This is a genomic window from Micromonospora sp. NPDC048898 (assembly GCF_043198035.1).
Classification (GTDB): Bacteria; Actinomycetota; Actinomycetes; order Mycobacteriales; family Micromonosporaceae; genus Micromonospora.
In genome coordinates this window covers 1-17640 of the sequence record NZ_JBICUF010000001.1, presented here as the reverse complement: position 1 = coordinate 17640, position 17640 = coordinate 1, and the positions used below count along the sequence as shown (strand labels likewise).

15 protein-coding genes and 2 pseudogenes are annotated in these 17640 nt (G+C 71.3%); 9 read left to right on the top strand and 8 right to left on the bottom strand.

Annotation, left to right across the window (positions count from 1 at the left end; translation table 11 throughout):
• Nucleotides 1-91 precede the first annotated feature (91 nt).
• The 3 genes and pseudogenes from ACGFIQ_RS00085 to ACGFIQ_RS00075 all read right to left on the bottom strand — a co-directional run bounded on the left by ACGFIQ_RS00085 (nucleotide 92) and on the right by ACGFIQ_RS00075 (nucleotide 3347).
• Nucleotides 92-919, bottom strand: coding sequence for an SAM-dependent methyltransferase (locus ACGFIQ_RS00085; RefSeq protein ID WP_393236980.1), 828 nt, complete (start codon nucleotides 917-919; stop codon nucleotides 92-94).
• A 173-nt stretch (nucleotides 920-1092) separates the two neighbouring features.
• A pseudogene (locus tag ACGFIQ_RS00080) lies at nucleotides 1093-1498 on the bottom strand (SMI1/KNR4 family protein).
• A gap of 88 nt (nucleotides 1499-1586) precedes the next feature.
• Nucleotides 1587-3347, bottom strand: coding sequence for a DUF1996 domain-containing protein (locus ACGFIQ_RS00075; protein ID WP_393236977.1), 1761 nt, complete (start codon nucleotides 3345-3347; stop codon nucleotides 1587-1589).
• Between the two features lie 217 nt (nucleotides 3348-3564).
• Between ACGFIQ_RS00075 and ACGFIQ_RS00070 the strand changes: the two genes are divergently transcribed.
• The 6 genes and pseudogenes from ACGFIQ_RS00070 to ACGFIQ_RS00045 all read left to right on the top strand — a co-directional run bounded on the left by ACGFIQ_RS00070 (nucleotide 3565) and on the right by ACGFIQ_RS00045 (nucleotide 9244).
• Nucleotides 3565-4755, top strand: coding sequence for a cellulose binding domain-containing protein (locus ACGFIQ_RS00070; protein WP_393236974.1), 1191 nt, complete (start codon nucleotides 3565-3567; stop codon nucleotides 4753-4755).
• 50 nt (nucleotides 4756-4805) lie between these two features.
• Nucleotides 4806-5171 (top strand): annotated as a pseudogene (locus ACGFIQ_RS00065) (glycosyl hydrolase 53 family protein); the annotation flags it as partial.
• 74 nt (nucleotides 5172-5245) lie between these two features.
• Nucleotides 5246-6784 (top strand): phenylacetate--CoA ligase family protein, encoded by a 1539-nt coding sequence (locus ACGFIQ_RS00060; protein WP_393236971.1) that lies wholly within the window; start codon nucleotides 5246-5248, stop codon nucleotides 6782-6784.
• The gene (locus ACGFIQ_RS00055) at nucleotides 6781-7227 is read left to right on the top strand and encodes a DUF4188 domain-containing protein (protein ID WP_393236968.1); all 447 of its coding nucleotides are present in this window, start codon (nucleotides 6781-6783) and stop codon (nucleotides 7225-7227) included. The genes ACGFIQ_RS00060 and ACGFIQ_RS00055 overlap by 4 nt, the downstream gene beginning before the upstream one ends.
• Nucleotides 7224-8324: a hypothetical protein gene (locus ACGFIQ_RS00050; protein ID WP_393236966.1), complete on the top strand. Its 1101-nt coding sequence runs from the start codon at nucleotides 7224-7226 to the stop codon at nucleotides 8322-8324. Before ACGFIQ_RS00055 ends, ACGFIQ_RS00050 begins: the two co-directional genes overlap by 4 nt.
• Nucleotides 8321-9244, top strand: a complete 924-nt coding sequence (locus ACGFIQ_RS00045; RefSeq protein ID WP_393236963.1) for a hypothetical protein — start codon at nucleotides 8321-8323, stop codon at nucleotides 9242-9244. Before ACGFIQ_RS00050 ends, ACGFIQ_RS00045 begins: the two co-directional genes overlap by 4 nt.
• Nucleotides 9245-9362: 118 nt before the next feature.
• Here the strand turns inward: ACGFIQ_RS00045 and ACGFIQ_RS00040 are convergent, their stop codons facing one another.
• Nucleotides 9363-9794, bottom strand: a complete 432-nt coding sequence (locus tag ACGFIQ_RS00040; protein WP_393236960.1) for a MerR family transcriptional regulator — start codon at nucleotides 9792-9794, stop codon at nucleotides 9363-9365.
• A gap of 56 nt (nucleotides 9795-9850) precedes the next feature.
• Here ACGFIQ_RS00040 and ACGFIQ_RS00035 point away from each other — a divergent pair, with 56 nt between their 5' ends.
• Both ACGFIQ_RS00035 and ACGFIQ_RS00030 read left to right on the top strand, forming a co-directional pair.
• Nucleotides 9851-10768: an oxidoreductase gene (locus ACGFIQ_RS00035; protein ID WP_393236957.1), complete on the top strand. Its 918-nt coding sequence runs from the start codon at nucleotides 9851-9853 to the stop codon at nucleotides 10766-10768.
• Nucleotides 10769-10781: 13 nt separating this feature from the next.
• Nucleotides 10782-11081 (top strand): hypothetical protein, encoded by a 300-nt coding sequence (locus tag ACGFIQ_RS00030; RefSeq protein ID WP_393236954.1) that lies wholly within the window; start codon nucleotides 10782-10784, stop codon nucleotides 11079-11081.
• A 31-nt stretch (nucleotides 11082-11112) separates the two neighbouring features.
• Here the strand turns inward: ACGFIQ_RS00030 and ACGFIQ_RS00025 are convergent, their stop codons facing one another.
• The 4 genes from ACGFIQ_RS00025 to ACGFIQ_RS00010 all read right to left on the bottom strand — a co-directional run bounded on the left by ACGFIQ_RS00025 (nucleotide 11113) and on the right by ACGFIQ_RS00010 (nucleotide 15519).
• On the bottom strand, nucleotides 11113-11637 hold the full coding sequence (locus tag ACGFIQ_RS00025; RefSeq protein ID WP_393236951.1) for a hypothetical protein: 525 nt from the start codon (nucleotides 11635-11637) through the stop codon (nucleotides 11113-11115).
• A 194-nt stretch (nucleotides 11638-11831) separates the two neighbouring features.
• Complete coding sequence (locus ACGFIQ_RS00020) at nucleotides 11832-12713, bottom strand: fructosamine kinase family protein (RefSeq protein ID WP_393236948.1); 882 nt, start codon at nucleotides 12711-12713, stop codon at nucleotides 11832-11834.
• Nucleotides 12714-12755: 42 nt separating this feature from the next.
• On the bottom strand, nucleotides 12756-13451 hold the full coding sequence (locus ACGFIQ_RS00015; RefSeq protein ID WP_393236945.1) for an NADP-dependent oxidoreductase: 696 nt from the start codon (nucleotides 13449-13451) through the stop codon (nucleotides 12756-12758).
• 91 nt (nucleotides 13452-13542) lie between these two features.
• Nucleotides 13543-15519 (bottom strand): GTP-binding protein, encoded by a 1977-nt coding sequence (locus ACGFIQ_RS00010; RefSeq protein WP_393236942.1) that lies wholly within the window; start codon nucleotides 15517-15519, stop codon nucleotides 13543-13545.
• Between the two features lie 443 nt (nucleotides 15520-15962).
• Between ACGFIQ_RS00010 and ACGFIQ_RS00005 the strand changes: the two genes are divergently transcribed.
• Complete coding sequence (locus ACGFIQ_RS00005) at nucleotides 15963-17219, top strand: cellulose-binding domain-containing protein (protein ID WP_393236939.1); 1257 nt, start codon at nucleotides 15963-15965, stop codon at nucleotides 17217-17219.
• Nucleotides 17220-17640 lie beyond the last annotated feature (421 nt).

The following is a 17640-nucleotide window of genomic DNA, read 5'->3' as shown; positions in this document are numbered from 1 at the left end:
CATCCGCCGGCGCAGCGGCGGCACCGCATCGACGTGGTGCGGTCCGTCGGCGGGACGCGTTCTCGCCGACGGACCGCACCGGCGACGGAGCCTACGGTTTGCGGGCGAGGAGCCCGACGAAGGTGTGATAGGTGTCGGTCTGGTGCGGAGCGGGCGCGCCCGGCTCAGGACGCCACTCGGCCAGCGGCACCAGCCCCGGGTCCAGCACCGTCAGCCCGTCGACGAACGACAGGATCTCCTCGTCGGTGCGCCAGCGGCCGGTGCCCAGCGACTCGTTGAAGACCCGCTCGACCTCGCGGGCCTTGCGGGAACCCTCGGGGTCTCGCTCGCCCGGGTCGCGGAAGTGTGACACCGCCACGTAGCTGCCGGAGGGCAGCGCGTCGATCAACGCCGCCGCCACCGCTCGCGGGTCCTCGTCGTCGCCGAGGTGGTGCAGGATCGCGAAGAGCAACAACCCGACCGGCCTGTCGAAATCGAGGAACCGACGTACGTCCGGGTGGTTGAGGATCTCCTGCGGTGCCCGAATGTCCGCCTGGATCACCGTCGCGGTGCCCTCGGCGGCGAGCAGGGCCCGCCCGTGGGTAAGGACGATCGGGTCATTGTCCACATACACCACCTGAGCCTTCGGGTTCTGCTCGGTGGCGACCTCGTGCACGTTGCCCTGGGTGGGCAGCCCCGAGCCGATGTCGAGGAACTGGTCGATGCCCGCCTCGGCGACGAGGAAGCGAATCACTCGACGTAGAAAGGCCCGGTTCGCCTGGCCGGCCGCCGGCCCGTCCGGTGTGATCCGCAGGGCGTGCTGGGCGACCTCCCGGTCGACCTCGAAGTTGTCCTTGCCGCCCAGGAAGAAGTCATAGACCCGGGCCACGCTGGGAATGCGGGGATCGATGCCGGGGGGTGCCGCCTTGTCGGGGGTCACAGGCGTCTCCATTCGTCGGGGATGGGCGCAGGCAGAGATCTGCGGGCGGTGCCGGCGTTTGCGGCGAGTGTAGCGATCGGGACAGTCGATTTTCGCCCCCGACTGGTATCGCTCCCAGTGAATCGGCGCCGCACAGCACACTCGCGAGCGACGCGCCGTCGTTGATCCGGCGATCAGTCCTCGACGTCGTACCCGGATTCGTCGACCAGACCCGCCACGAACGACTCGAAGTCGGGGGCGGTCATGTCGTGGCCCGCCGACGGACAATCGGCGATGTAGACGCCGATGTCTGGGTAGCCCCATTCCGCTACCCAGCACGCGCTGCCGATTTCGCCGCAGAGACCGAACCGCGCGGTTCGACCGACCGCCGCCAGCGTGTACACGCCAACGTGGTCCTCGGCCCACGAGGTTCGGCTGGGTGCGGGGTGGGCGTCACCGAGGAACAGGCCGCCGTTGTGCCGACGGGCCAGGTCGACGTACGCGGTGGGCAGTTGGTGCCCGAGCTGCTCCTGCACCGCCCGCAGCATCTCGCCGGGTGTGCGGGTGTGCGGGGCCGAGAGGCCCGTCACCGGAGAACAACCGGTAACGGACCTCGTGGCGTTCGCCTCCGAGATGGGGGAGCCGGTCCGGTGTGTGCCGGTCGGCCGTCCTGCTCCTGGGGAGGCCGTCAGGAGCAGTTCTTGCCCTTGTTGATGCAGGTGACGATGCGTTGCATGGTCTGGGCGGAGTTGACGTTGACGAAGTCGTTGTGGTCGGAGAAGGGGTTGTGGTTCTCCTCCGGGAAGGAGTCGAGGGCGTACTGGCCTTTGACCTGCACCTTACGGGCGATGTCATATCCCACGGTGATCCGCAGTTGCGGGATCGCCTGGAAGCCCTGCGGGCAGGCGCCGGTGGCCCTGTCGGCGAACGCGACGTGCTTGCGGTGGTTGTCGCTGTCGATGTTGCTGCCGTCCCAGCAGCCGGGGAAGTCGTGCACGCGCTGCACCTGACTGCCGGCGGGGCAGATCGGGTACTTGTCGGAGAGGCGGTCGGTGAAGCCCGAGCAGGTCCAGGTGGCACGGGCGTTGGCCGGCCCGCGGCTGGTGGGCTTGGCGTCGCCGGTGAGGGCCCGGAGGAACTTCGGCATCGGCACCACCTTGCTGACCGGGTTGCCGCGGTACTCGATCAGCACCTGCGCCGGGCGGACGATGCCGCCGGTGTTGCCGGGCAGTTCGAAGTTGGGTCCCTGCGGATCGGGGAGCGCGGTGGCGGTGCTGGGCGCGCTGCTCGGTGCCGCCGGGGTGCTGGGGGCCTGGTCCAGCCTGCACGCGGCGAGCGCGTCGAGACCCTGCGGGCGGGTGGCCTGCCGCCCGATCGCGGTGGCGATCCGGTCGAGCGCGGCGACCCGCTTGTCGCGCAGCGGTCCGAGGATGGCGTTGTCGACGAAGGCGGGGCCGCCCTGGCCGCGACTGCTGACGAGTCGTTCGTTGGCCTCGGAAATCTGCCGGTCGAGGTCGTCGAGGTTGCGGTTCACCTCGGCGAGGGCCCGATCGGGCACGCCCGGCAGCTTGTCCCGCACGCTGGGGCACTGAATCCGCGGATTCGCGGCCTGGGCCGCCGTGGCGCTCGCCCGGTGGGCGCTGTCGGGCATCCGGGCGTGCATGTCGTCGTAGCTGACGTCACACTCGACAAGCGAGACCAGGCCGGGCTGGTTGCCGCCGGCGGCGGTGATCGTGGTGCTGATCTCCCTGAGCATGTCGGCGCGGCGGGCCCGCAGCGCGTCGATGACCTCCCGGTTGAACGCGGCGTCGATGCGGCCCCGGGTGCCGGTCATCCGCTGGTTCGCGGCGGCCTGCTGGCGATCCAGTTCCGCCAACAGGCGGTCGACGGTGCCGCGGGCCCCGGTGGGAACGGCCCGCAGCCGTTTGCCGACCGAGGGGCAGACGACCATCGGCTGGGTCTGGGCGAGGGCCTGCTGGATCTGTTTGCCGCTGCGGACGGTCTTGTCGATGCGCACCACCGGCCAGAAGTAGGACGACTTGTCGCCGTTGCGGCAGGTGGTGCCAGAGGCGTCCAGATCGGCGTTGGAGGAGTTCGCGGTGATGGCCAGGTTGCCGACGAAGTCGTGGACGTGTTCGGCGCCGTTGCGGATGCCGGGCTGGGCCACCGGATTGTCCGGGCTGAACTTGCCGTTGCCGTTCGTGCCGCAGTCGACGGTGAACCGGCCGGTCGACGCACCGGCGGCCGGCGTCGGGTTCTGCACGTTCGGCGGCACCTTCTCGATCGCCACGAACTGGTCCAGGTTGGTGGCGGCATCCGCGGTGTCCTTGCCGCCACCGGAGACGAAGGTGGCGGTGAGCGCACCGCTGGCGGCCAGCACGAGCGCGGCCAGGGCGAGCCTGGCCGGCCGGGTCTGTGCCAGTGGGGTCCCGCTCTTTCTGCGGTTCATCCGGAATCTCCTCATCGCCGGAAACGGCTGTCTCCAGTCGGTACGGGCCGGCGCACGGTCAACGGTCAACTGTCGACGGGCACGTCATGATTCGGTAAGAAGTCCCGGCGGGTGGGGTGAACCGCTCGGTCCGTGACGCACGGCAGCAGCGGTGCCGCGCTGGCCGAGGCGTGAGATACGTTGGCGATCATCGATCTGTTGCGGCATCGTCGGGGGTATGACAGGCGTCCGTTCGTCCTCGCTGATCCGCCGTCCGCGGCCGGGCCCGCTGGCCGCCGTCGTGCTGGCGACGGCGGTGCTCGCAACCGCTCTGAGCGCCGCACCAGCGGCCGATGCCGGCACTGCGGCGCCCGCCGCGTACCCGGGGGTCGCCCCGGCGCCCGGTGGGGCCGCGCGGTCCGCCGCGGAGCCCACCAGCACCGCGCCGCCGGCGCCGACGACGGCGCCCAGCACGCCGAACACCTCACCCTTCCCGCCGAGTGCGCCCACGAACCTGACCGCCAGCGAGGTACGGACCGGGTCGGTCACCCTCAGCTGGACGGCCGCCAGACCCGGCTGCTGCGCCGTCACCGGCTACGACATCACGTACTACCAGGCGTTCGACGACGTCGTCTACAGCGCCAGCGTCGCGGCCGTCACCACCACCACGATCACCAACTACATCGGGCCGGGCCGGCAGTACTCGTTCCGGGTGACCGCCCGGGACAGCCTCGGCCACCGCTCCCCATCGACCGACACACTGACCGTGGTCACCCCGGTGACGGACACCGGCCCGGACACCACCCCGCCGAGCGCCCCGCAGAATCTGACCCTCGGCGAGGTCACCGCCTCGACCGCCGCGCTGTCCTGGTCGCCGTCGACGGACAACGTCGGGGTGCTCGGCTACAACGTCTACCGGTTCGACGGCTGGTTCAGCTCGACACTTGTCGCCACCGTGGCGGGGACGACATACACGACGTCGCTGCCCCCGTCGACGCCGCTGCGCAACCTGTACTACGTGCGGGCCCGGGACGCGGTGGGCAACGTGTCGATCGCGTCCAACACGGTCACCGTGCCCACGACGTCCACCCCGACGCCACCGCCGCCCTCGACCTGCCGGGTGACCTACCGCAACCAGTCCGAGTGGCAGGGCGGCTTCGTGGCCACGGTGACGCTCCAGAACACCGGCACGGCACCTGTCGACGGTTGGATCGTCACCTTCAGCTACCCGGGAGACCAGCAGGTCACCTCGGCGTGGAACGCCACGGTCGGCCAGACCGGTGCCACCGTGACCGCCCGTAACGTCGACTGGAACCGCGTCCTCGCGCCAGGCGGCTCCACGAGCTTCGGCCTGCAGGGGCGGTGGGCCGCCAGCGACCTGGCGCCGACCGGCTTCTCGCTGAACGGCGCCCCCTGCGCCGTCGGCTGACTGGCCCGAGAAGGAGTCTCGTGAGCAGGTATTCGCGCCACCGCAGGGCCCTGACCGGGGCCCTCACGGCCGGCATTCTGCTCGTCTGCGCCACGCTCGGCGGCACGCCCGCGCCTGCCTCCGCCGCGAACACGCTGAGCATGCGGGGTGCCGACGTCTCCTCGTTGCAGCGCAGCCTGGACCTGGGCGCCAGGTACTACGACGCCGGCGGCGTCGCCCGCGACCCACTGGACATCCTGAAGTCCGTCGGCGTCAACTACGTCCGACTGCGCGTCTGGAACAACCCGATCAGCGGCTACAACAACAAGAACAGGGTGTTGGGCCAGGCGAGGGCGGCCAGGGCGAAGGGCCTCCGGGTGCTCATCGACTTCCACTACTCCGACACCTGGGCCGACGGGGTCAGCAGGTACACGCCTCGTTCGGATACTCAGGACAGCTGAGTACCCGCCATCAGGTGGCCGGCTCGACCGACCAATAGTGTTGCCGTGTGGTGACATTCCTGCGTCGGTGGACCCTGCGGACCGCGAGCTTCGCCCTGACCTGGCTCTACACCCTCTACCGGATCCATCCGGCGGTGTGGCGGCTCACGGCCCGTCAGTACCGTCCCTACCTGGGGCGCTTCGCTCGGCTGCACGCCTGGATGACCTGCCAGTTCGCCGCGATCGACGTCCCCGCGTACGGCGACTTCCTCCGCCGCCACCACTGGCGCTTCCGCTGGTTCGACCTGTCGTCGTACCCGCCCACCGACAAGCGTTCGTACGTACAGGCGTACCCGGAGGCGCAGCGTTGTTGGCACGGCGAGCTCGAGATCGCCGGCAGCGTGGTCGACGAGTCGTCGGGCTCGTCCGGGCAGCCGTTCAACTGGATCCGCAGCCGCCGCGAGCTGCGCTCGGTGCACAAGAACCTGGCCGGCTACGCGACGATGGTGTTCCCGTCGAAGCGGCGGTTTGTCATCAACGCGTACTCGATGGGCGCCTGGGCCACCGGCACCAACACCGGTATCGCCATGTCGAAGATCGCGATGGTCAAGAACACCGGACCCGACCTGCGGAAGATCGTCGACACCCTGTCGTACTTCGGCCCCGGCTTCGACTACATCGTCACCGCCTACCCGCCGTTCCTCAAGCACCTCCGCGACAAGCTCGACGCCGACGGCTTCCCCTGGGCCGACTACCGCATCAGCGGACTGGTCGGCGGTGAGGGGATGACCGAGGCGCTGCGCGACTACCTGGAGGAACGCTTCGTCAAGGTGCGCTCCGGCTACGGGGCCAGCGACCTCACCATCGGCATGGCCGGGGAGAGCGACTTCAGCGTCTGGGTCCGCCGGCAGCTGCGCACCGACGCCGCACTGCGGACCGCCCTGCTCGGCGCCGACGAGCACCGGCTGCCGATGGTCTTCCAGTACAACCCGCTGGAGACCTACCTGGAGACCACAGCGGACCACGAGGTGCTCTGCACGATCAACTCGACGGCGGTGCTCAATCCCCGGGTCCGCTACAACATCGGCGACGAGGGCCGGCTGATCTCGTACCCGGATGTCCTGGCCGCGATCGCCGACCCCGCGGCGCGGGCCGCCGCGGGCCGCGCGTGGCAGGTCGACCGGATGCGTCTCCCACTGCTGTTCCTGTACGGCCGCAAGGACAGCACGATCTCCTACATGGGCGCCAACATCTACCCACAGGACGTCGAGTACGGCCTCTACGCCGGCAATCCCCAGGCACACCTGCTGCAGAGCTTCTGCCTCGCGCTGACCGAGCAGGCCGACCTGGAGAGCCGTCCGGTCGTCAACCTGCAACTCCGCGAGGGCCTGACGCTCGACCCGGTGCAGCGACGAACCCTCACCGACACCTGCCGCGCGGGAGTGTTGCGCCACCTGGCCGAGGTCAGCCGGGACTTCGCCGAGTCCCTCGCCGAGGATCCGTCGGCGGCGGACCTGCGGGTGGAGGTCCACGAGTACGGCACCGGCCCGTTCGCCGGCGCGGCATCCACAATCAAGAACGTCTACCTGGTGAAGGGCGTGCCGGCATGAGGACCACCGACTTCTCCGCCGCGCCCGCGGTGGGCCAGGCGACAGCCATGTTCGTCGGCGCCACCCGTTACCGGGGGCTGCGCTCGATCCTTACGCTCACCCGGACCTGGTACAAGATGGTCCGGCAGATGAGACGGATGGACGGGTACCGGTGGCACACCGTCTATTACCAGTTCCCGTTCACGCTCGGCACCATCGCCTTCTTCAGCGACCGTGACGCGCTCCTGACGTTCGCCCGCAGCCGCCACCACCGTGACCTCATGTGCTGGGTGACAGATCATGGCACGAAGAACGCGACAGGCGGCTACATCCGCCTCTACAACGCCGAGCCCGAGGGCTACAGCAACGGCATCTGGCGGGCCGAGGGGGACGGCATGGCGCACATACCGACCTTCACCCCGCTCTCCCGGGAGACGTCCGGCCCGCCGGTGCACCGCGGATGAGACTGGATCCCGTGCGGTCGCGGGCCGACCTGCGGGCCTTCGTCGACTTCCCGCTCCGACTCCACCCGACCGACCGGTACGTACCCCTGGTGTCATCGGTCATCGCGGCCCACCGCGGCGCCGCCGAGCTGTTCGTGGTCCGCGACCGGCGCGGCGAGGTCGTGGGACGCACCAGCATGCACCGCAGTACGCCCTTCGACGCCAAGGTCGGCCCGCGGCAGCTGTTCGGGCACACCGAGTTCGTCGACGACGACGACGTCTTCACCGCCATCATGGACGCGGTCGAGGCCCGGGCCGACGGTCGACACCTGTTCGGGCCGGTGGCCCTGCTGCCCAACCAGACCGGAGGGGTGATCACCTCCGGCTTCGCCGACCGTGGCTTCGTGGACTCGGCGTGGAACCCCGCCTACTACCCGGACATGTACGAGCGGCACGGCTTCCACCGTCGCTTCGAGGCCGACACCTGGCTCGTCGACCTCGACGGTACGGCCACGGGTGCGTCGCCGGCCGTCGACGCCGACCATGGATTCGCCTTCGACGACGCCCGGATCGGCAGCGAACAGCTCGTCATCCGGCACGGCTCCCGGCGGCACCTGCGCAGCCAACTGCCGATCCTGCGCCGGATGCTCAACGAGAGCTTCGCCCAGTTGGGCTACTACACCGACATCTCCGCCGAGCAGTTGGCGGAGCAGACCGACGGCCTGGCGTTCCTGCTCGACGAGGCGCTGCTGCTCTGGTTGGAGAAGGCCGGTCGACCCGTCGCGTTCGTCGTCACCGTGCCGGACATCTCCGAATACCTCATGCGCGTCGGCGGCCGGCTCGGCGTACTCAATCAGCTCCGGCTTCTCGCCACCCGCGGCCGGTACCGACGCGACGCCGTCCTCATCATCAAGGGGACCGTGCCCGACGAGCAGGGCAACGGGTACCTGACGCTGCTGTCCCGGGAGTTGCACCGCAACCTCGCCCGCAACGGCTACCGGACGCTGCGCAGCACCTTCGTCGAGCGGACGAACCTCGCCTCGGCCGCCCAGTACCGGCGCGCGGGTGGACGGCCACTGCACGGGTACACCTTCTACGAGCGAGGGACCGCGGTGTGAGCTGGGTCGAGCAGGTACGGGCCGCCGAGGCGATCTGCCGGCGGGCACCGAGCGCACACAACACGCAGCCGTGGCGACCGGAGTACCACACCGACGAGATCACCATCGCCGTCGATCCCGCCTGCCGCCTGCCCGACTCCGACCCGACCGGGCGCGACCTGGCCCTCGGCATCGGCGCGTTCGTCGAGACCTGCCTCGTCGTCTCCGCCGAACTCGGTCTCACCGTCACCGTGGCGCCCGGTCCACGGCTGCTCCCCGCGACACATCGGTACGCGACTCCGTTCACGATCGCCGACATCGAGGCGCGCCGGGTCGCCCGTGGTCCATACGCACCCGGGTACGTCGACGACACCGTCCTCGCCGATCTCGAGCCGGGTGTCGCACACGTCCCGACCCGGGATCTCGTGGCGGACCTGGCCGTCGCCGACCGGTGGATGTTCGGCACACCTGCCGTCGCCGTCGAGTTGCGGAACTGGCTGCGCCTGAGCCCACGCCATCCTCGATATCACCTCGACGGCCTCACCGACCGGGCGCTCAGCCTGTCCCGGCCCGAAGCGCGCGTCCTGTCCGCCGTGCTGCGCGCGTACCCGGTCACCCGCCGACTGGGCCTGCCGGCGATGCTGGCCGCCAGCGGCCGCGGCCTGTTGCGCTACGACGGCAGCGTCCTGGTCCTCCTCGCCGCCGATGGCGAAGACCAGGTCAGCGCGGGTCGACGTCTGCTGCGTACCTGGCTGGCTCTCGCCCGGCACGGCCTGGCGGTCCACCCGCTCAGCCAGCTCATCGACTGCCCGGCGACCGCCGGTCGGCTCGCCGAACGGGTCGCCGGCCGACCGCTCGCGGTGTTTCGGGTCGGCCGACCCCGCACCGTCCCGGTCCGGTCCGCCCGACGCGGCGAGGAGTTGTCGGCTCAGCCGGAATAGCCCTGTCGCACCTTGGCACGCGTAACGGGTGGTGCCGACCCGCGCGTCCCAGAGTTTCGCGGCGAACGCCTCGGCTCCACGTCGGAACTGACGGGCCCGCAGGCGTCTACGCGGTTCGTCACCCTTCCGTCCTCTCGGCGGGCTGGGGTTGCTGTTGCCAGGGATCGCCGCGAGCGCCGTCGGCGAGGTGTCGTTCGTAGCTGGACACCTTGCCGTTGACGAGATCGAGGCAGTCGGTCAGACGCGCGAGCTGCTCGGTGATGTGGCGCTGGTGTTCGCGCAACAGTTCGAGCCGTTGCGCCTCGTTGCCGGTGCCCTCCCGAACGAGCTGGGCGAGGCGGCTGATCGTCGCGAGTGGCATCCCGGAGGCCCGGAACTTCACGCAGTTCGCCACCCACTCCACGTCCCAGGCGCTGTAGACACGTCGGCCGGCACTGTCACGCCGCACCTCGCTGGCGAACAGTCCCTCCCGTTCGTAGAGCCGCAGGGCGTGCACGCTCAACCCGGTGCGCTGCGCCACCTGTCCGATGCTCAGGCCGATGTCCACCATGGTGCCGACCGTAGTCCGTTGACCTGGACCTCGGTCTAGCACCTAGCGTCGGCGCCATGACCAGCGACACGACCCACACCATGTTCGGCGCCCACAGCACGACCGCAGACGTTCTCGCCGGAATGGACCTCAGCGGTAGGACCGCCGTCGTCACGGGCGGCTACTCCGGCCTCGGTCTCGCCACGACCCGCGCGCTCGCGCAAGCCGGGGCTCGGGTCGTCGTTCCAGCCCGCAGGCCGGAAACAGCGCGGCAGGCGCTCGCCGGCGCGGCCAACGTCGAGATCGGTCACCTCGACCTCGCCGACCTCGCCTCCGTCCGTGCGTTCGCCGAACGGTTCCTCCGCCGCCATCGCTCCCTCGACATCCTGATCGCGGGTGCCGGGGTCATGGCCTGCCCGCAGACCCGGGTTGGGCCCGGCTGGGAGGCGCAGTTCGCGATCAACCACCTCGGCCACTACGCGTTGACGAACCTGCTGTGGCCCGCGCTCACCGCCTCCGGCGCTGCTCGGGTCGTCTCGGTCGCCTCCGGGCGCGACCCGTCGTGGCGGATCCGGTGGGACGACGTGCAGTTCGAGCGCGGCTACGACAAGTGGGCGGCCTACGCCCAGTCCAAGCTCGCGAACATCCTGTTCGCCCGCCATCTCGACCTGCTCGGCGGGCCGCACGGCGTCCGCGCCTTCTCGGTCAACCCCGGCTATGTCCGCACCCCCCTGCAACGACACCTCGCCGTCGAGGAGATGGTCGCCGCCGGCTGGATCGACGCGGACGGGACTCCCGCCCCGGGCCTGTTCAAGACCGTCGAGCAGGGCGCGGCGACCCAGGTCTGGGCTGCCACGTCACCTCACCTCGACACCAACGGTGGCGACCACTGCGCGGACTGCCAGCTCACCGACGGCAGCCCCACCGACAGCGGCGCGGCAGCCCGACTCTGGGCGCTGTCGGCTGAGCTGACCGGCCTCGACCTCGTCGGCTGAGCCTCGTCCGTTCGTGGCCACGGGTGCTCGCGGTGCTGCCGGGCGCGCTCGGCGCCACTCCGGCTGCGGCGGACCCGCCGGGCGGCACGTTGCGCGGCGTCTACTACGACGGCCAGTTCTCCTGGACTCCACGGGCGTGTACGCCGGGGTCGCCGCGCCGTGGCGAGACCGGGTCGACGTGGTCACCGGCCCACTGGAGGGCACGACCGCGACCGCGATGCTGGTACGCCCCGACTGTTTCGTCGCCTGGTCCGCTGGGGACGCCGCTACGCTGCGCGCCTTGCTGACCCACCACTTCGGCGTCCCACGATGAGGGGGCGACCACGATCGCGCGTGGACGCGGATCAGGGTTTCCGGCGTAGTTCGCGCAACACGCCGTGCCGACGCGCGGCCCAGGCGAGGCGTCGGACGCTCGGGTGCCTGACGAACAGCACCGCCACCTGGCGGATCAGGCCGAAACGGTTGTCGCTCGCCTGGTTGTCGACAGCCTGCCACATCAGCTCGCGCACCTTGGCGCTGTCCAGCACCGCCCGAAGCTCACGCCGTACCGCGGGGTCCTCGGCCGCGGAGGCGATGGCGGCGACCTGACCCGGCTTGTCCGCAAGCGGCTCCAGCGCCGCGGCGACGAGTGGCCGGCGTACCTCGTCCTGCTCCAGCAGCAGCAACACGGCTTCCCGGATCTCGATCGTGTCCAGGGCGGACCGCAGCAGGCTCAACAGGCTGCGCTCCACCTCACGATCGTGATCCGCGGCGGACAGCGTGGCCAGCAGCACCGCCACCTCGTCGAGGTCGATGAGGTGGCGCAACCCGCTGCGGAACTCCGGCAGCCCCCAGGCAACCTGCAAAGCCTTGACGAGATTACGGTTCATGAACCATCCGCTACCCGAAAGCGACGGCCGGCGAAACCCGCGGCCAGCCCGGGGCGTCCGCCGACGACGGGGGTTCGCCGAGCAAAGTCGCGCCGACCGGTAACCGTGCGAGCCGATCCGGTGCCTTGCAGGGTGACGAGGCTCGGGAGGGCGGATGAGTGATTCGCGTGGGGCGGAGTTCGTCGGGCCTCGGGTCAGGATCGCGGCCGGAACGGGGCGAGCACGGCACGGATCTGGTCAGCCGCACCCCAGTCGTCGTCGAACTGGGCCAGCACGGCGAGGTGCTGTCGCAACTGGACGATCGGCATGCGGGCGCGCCAGTCGCCGTCGAGCGAGGTCCGGTCCGCGTAGACCTCGAAGAACCGTCGCGCCTCGGGCGGGGGCGAGGTCGACCACAGGTGGGCGAGGTCGACCTCGGCCCACATGTACGACACCGCCGGGTCGATCAGCGCGGGTTGCCCGTCCGGGGTGGCCAGCACGTTCTGGACCCACAGGTCGCCGTGTGTCAGGCACGCGGGCCGGACCGGCAGCAGGTCGGGCAGCCGGTGACACAGTCGTTCCAGTGCCGCCCGGTCTCCGGCGTCGAGTGCCGCCCGCACGCGAGGCTCCCCGAGCCACCGAAGCAGCCGGTGCTCCGCGAAGAACGCGTAGCCGTCGTCCTGCCAGGTGTTGACCTGGCGGCGACGGCCCAGCCAGTTGTCGTGGTGCCATCCGAAGCGAGGATGGGTCGTGCCCAGGTGCATGTCGGCCAGGAGGTGTGCGAGCCGTTCCCAGAAGCTCTCGCTGTGCGGCCGCTCCCGCAACACCGACAACACGAGCAGTCGACGGTCGGCCAGGAGCACCTCGGGTGTCGCGACGCCGCCGAGCTCGCGCAGGGCGACCAGCCCTTCGGCCTCCGCGAGGAAGACCCCGTCGTCCGGCTCGTCGGCGAACGCCTTGACGAACACCGGCGGCGCGTCCCGGCGGGTGACCATGCCCGCGAGCGCCGCGAGCCCACCGGCCACCGGCTGCACCGTGACGACCTCGTGCATCCCGGCTTCGAGGAGGCGCTCCAGCAGGATCGTCGTCGAGCGCATCAGGCCGGACCCCTCACCGTCGGCGTGCTCGGTCGCCCCATCCTAGGTGCCAGGGGACACGTCCTCACTCTGGCGAACGCGTCTCCTGTTCGTCCCCGAGCTGGATGATCGTCTTGCCGGGTGTACGACGGTCGGGGGCGAACGCGGCGGCCGTTTCGGAAAGTGGCCGTACCGCGCCGACGAGGGGATGTCGCCGCCGATGACATGGAGCACCACGTCCACCTCGCCGACGTGTCGCAGATCGTCGGCGGCCGGGTCCACGAAGGTCTGCGCGCCGAGAGTGCGCGCGACAGTGCGGTCGCCGGCCCGACCGGTCGCGATCACGTGGGCGCCGACCTCTCGCGCGAGTTGGACGGCGATCGAGCCGACGCCGCCCGCGGCGCCGTGGATGAGGACGGTCTGGCCGGTCGTGAGGCGGGCGTGGTCGAAGAGTCCCTGCCATGCGGTCAGCCCGGAGATGGGCAGCGCCGCGGCCACGGTGTGGTCGATGCCGGCCGGGAGCGGGGCGAGGTTGCGCGCCTCCACCGCTGAGTATTCGGCAAGGGATCCGTTACGGGCCCAGTCGGTCAGGCCGAACACCCGCTGGCCGACGGTGAGGCCGGTCGTGCCGTAGCCGAGCTCGACCACGACCCCGGACAGTTCGTGCCCGGGGATGGTGGGGGTCCGATCGCGGCCGGCGCGGTCGGACCACGTCCCCGGCCAGTCGAGCTCTCCGGGAGTGAAGCCCGCGGCGTGCACGCGGACGATCAGTCCCGCCGCCTACCAACGGCGGTTCGGCACGGCTCGCCGCGCCCGCGAGGTGGGTGGAGCACACCCGTAGGGCCCGGCTTCAGGACCGGTTGCGTGGCTGGGCGAGGAAGCGCAGATACTCCACCCGGTCGAACGGGTTGCCGTCGGTGCGGGGCCGGCACGGCGGGTCACCGGACACCTGGCGGTCCCCGCCGGGCGTCGACGACCACAGCCCCTCGCCGCTGGACAGGTCCGGTAGCCGCCGCTGCGCCTCCGGCTCGAGCCGCGCCGGCAGTACCCCGCCGATCCGCCAGCCGGCCGCGATCTCGTCGGTGCCGTCGATCCGGGCCCCGAGCCGCCCCAGGTACGCCGCGACCGCGCCGAGCCGGTCGGCCGGCACCTCCGCCTCGAACCGGCGACACGGCTCGAAGACCCGGGTGCCGGCCTCGGCGAGCGCCCGCATGAGGACGTACGGCGCCAGATCGCGGAAGTGCCCGGCCGTGGTGATCGGCGACCAGTAGCCGCTGTGCGTGAGGGTGACCCGGATGTCGGTGACCGGCCAACCGTGCCGACCCTGGTCGAGAGCGGCCCGGGTGGCCTCCTCGATGGCCTTGTGGAACGACAGCGGCAGCGAGCCGAGTTCGACCTCCAGCCGGTAGCGCACCCCGGAGTCGGGCTCGACCCGGAACCCGACAGTGCCGAGGAAGCCGTGCCCGATGATCTCCACCGCCGTGCCGATGCCGGTGGGCCGCTCGACGTGCATGAGTCGGCCCGGCCCGAACTCGGCCTCGACCCCGTACGTCTCGGCCAGCGTGGCGGCCAGCACCTCGCGCTGCACCTCGCCGTAGAGCAGCACGCTCGTGCCGCCGTCCGGGGCCACCCGGGTCCGGATGAACGGGTCGGTGTCCGCGATGTCCAGCAACGCCGCGTGCAGCGCCAGCGTCCGGGCCGGGTCGCGGGGTCGGACCACCGCCTCCAGGGTCGGCGCCGGGAAGTGCGACCGCCCGTCGAGGCCGGCCGGGCTGCCGAGCTGGTCGCCGAGGCGTACCCCGGTCAGGCCGGCCACCCGGGCGATGTGCCCGGCGGTCAGCGCGGCCGGCGGATCGTCCCCGGTCTGGGCGTGGTGGGTGGCCGCGCCGATCACGTCGAGCCGGGTGATCCGGGCGCGGGTCGTGGTGGTCCGCCCGTCCGGCTCCCGGCGGTACGCGACGACCCGCTGGCGTGCCCGGAGTTGCCCGCCGTACGACCGCAGGTACGCCACCCGTTCCCCGGCGGGGTCGCGTTCGATGGCGAAGACCCGGGCCCGCGGCTCGGACTCCGCGGGAGGCGACGCCGGGAGCAGAACCGCGATGGCGTCCAGCAGGTCCGGTACGCCGGCTCCGGACAGCGCCGAGCCGAACAACAGCGGGTGGACCAGCCCGGCCGCGACCTGCGCCCGAAGCACCGTGTCGATTCGATCCGGGTCGGGCGGCAGGTCGTCCACCAGGTCGGCCAGCAGCTCGTCGTCGTGCTCGGCGAGGGTCTCGGCGAGGCGGTGGGCGCTGCCGTGGTCGTACCGTGGATCGTCACGGCGGAAGGCGGCCTCGGGGGTGCCGGGCGCGCGGACCGTGCCCAGCGGGGCGACGGCCGGGGTGAGCAGCCGGCGCACGTCCCCGACCACGTCCTCGGGGCGGGCGCCGGCCCGGTCGATCTTGTTGACGAAGATCAGCGTGGGTAGCCGGAGCGACCGGAGGATCCGCATGATCCGCCGGCTGTGCGGCTGCACCCCCTCGACGGCCGACAGCACCAGGATCGCCGCGTCGAGCACCCCGAGGGCGCGCTCGACCTCGGCCACGAAGTCGCTGTGCCCGGGGGTGTCGAGCAGGTTGACCTGGCGGTCGCCCAGCCCGAACGCGGCCACGGCGCTGCGGATGGTGATGCCCCGACGGCGTTCGATCTCACCGGTGTCGGTCTGGGTGGTGCCCGCATCGACGCTGCCCAGCCGGTCGATGGCGCCGGTGGCGTGCAGCAGGCGTTCGGTCAGGCTGGTCTTACCGGCGTCGACGTGGGCGACGATGCCAAGGTTGACGGTCTGCATGGGCTGACGGGTCCTCGAAAGCTCGCGTCCGGATGGGCGGGAAGATTTCGAGTCCTCGCATCGCCGTGCTCCCGTCGGTCGTTCGTGCCCGTCGTGGCGCCGGGCCGATGGTGGCCCGGATCCGTCTCCGGGCAACGCTGACACGGCCGGGGTCGGCCGGTCCACCGAGTTAACTGTCAGCCGGCCGGCACCCACCCGGACGGGTGGCGCTTGATTAGATCGTCTTCCATCAATAGATTGAGGGTGGGCGCCGCCGGGGTCCGGGTGACCGGGCCGTCGGCGACTGACAGGTCCACCCCGAGCCGGGCACCGCGGTCGTACACACCGACCAGCCGTTGTGGCGCACCGCCGCGCCGCACCCAGGGCGCACTGCCGTGCCGCGTCCGTCCAGGACGCGCGTCGCCGTGCCGCCTCCGTTCAGCTCGATGGCAGAAGGACCTCCCATGACGATTCTCCGCGCCCGCCGCGCTTCGACCCTGGCGGTCGTCGCCGCGCTGGCAGCCGTGACCGCGACCGGAACGGCCCTGCTCACCAGCCCCGCCGCGGCGGCCCAGGGCTGCCGGGTCGACTACACGCCCAACCAGTGGTCCGGCGGATTCACCGCCAACATCAAGGTGTCACCCGGCGACACCGCCGTCTCCAGTTGGACGGTCACCTGGACGTACGCCGGAGACGAACGCGTCACGAACGGCTGGAACGCCGCCGTCAGCCAGTCCGGCTCGACGGTGACCGCCCGCAACATGTCGTACAACGGCAGCATCCCGGCCGGCGGTGCCACCGAGTTCGGTGTGCAGGGCACGTTCGGGTCCAGTGGCGGCGCGCCGACCGGGTTCAGCCTGAACGGCGTACCGTGCAACGGCGTCGGGCCGACCCCCACCAGCGCGCCGCCGACGACGCCCCCGCCGACCAGTGCGCCGCCGACGACACCGCCGCCCACAACCCCACCGCCGACGACGCCCCCGCCGACCACCCCACCGCCGACGACGCCCCCGCCCACCACGCCGCCGCCGACCGGGTGCGCCGGAGCGGTGCTCTGCGACGGCTTCGAGAACCAGACCGGCTCGACACCGTCCGGCGACTGGACCGTGGTGAGCCCGGACTGTTCCGGCGCCGGCACGGCCACCATCGACACGACCACCACGCACAGCGGCAGCCGGGCGGTCCGGATCAACGGCGCGGCCGGCTACTGCAACCACGTCTTCATCCGCTCCACCAAGAATCTCGGCAGCGTGGGCAGCGTCCGGTACGGCCGGATCTGGGTCCGCCACACCACCGCCCAGCCGACCGAGCACACCACGATGATGGCGATGACCGACGCCGCCGACGGCAACAAGGACCTGCGGATCGGCGGCCAGAACGGCGCCCTGCAGTGGAACCGTGCCTCCGACGACGCGACTCTGCCGGAGCAGAGCCCCGCCGGGGTGGCGCAGAGCGTTCCGCTGCCCACCAACCGGTGGGCCTGCCTGGAGTTCATGGTGGACGGCTCGGCGGGTCAGCTCCGTACCTGGCTGGACGGCACCGCCATCGCCGGGCTGACCGCGGACGGCGTACCGACGCACGACATCGACGGCCAGTGGTACAACCGCACCTGGCGGCCGCAGCTCACCGACCTCAAGCTGGGCTGGGAGAGCTACGGCGGCGGGGCCGACACCCTCTGGTACGACGACGTCGCGATCGGGTCCAGCCGGATCGGCTGCTGACCTCTGGCCATCGGGAAGGAGGGTGCGGGGAACGTCGCCACGACTGATCTCCGCACCCTCTCGTCGCCGCCTCGGGGTCGACGAACCACCCACGCGGCTCGTGGTCAACCGCGGCGGCCTGCCCACAACGGGCTGTCCACGTAGTGGTTGTCGTAGCGGTCCTGGGTCTCGCCGACGTCCTGCCAGGTGGCTTCGCCCCGGTGCACCCTGTCCAGGAGTCGGTAGTGAGAGTTGGCCGGCCGGACCGTGGCCGACGTCCGGGCCGACGTCGAGCGCGGGCACCCCGAGGCGCCCGCCAACACCCGGGCCAGGATCGCGGAACTGCGCTAGGGCGTACTTGGCGGATCATGGGGTTTGGTCGGGTACGGCGCGGAGCCAGTCGAGGGTTTCGGCGAGGTCGAGTGTGGCCTGGTAGGAGTCG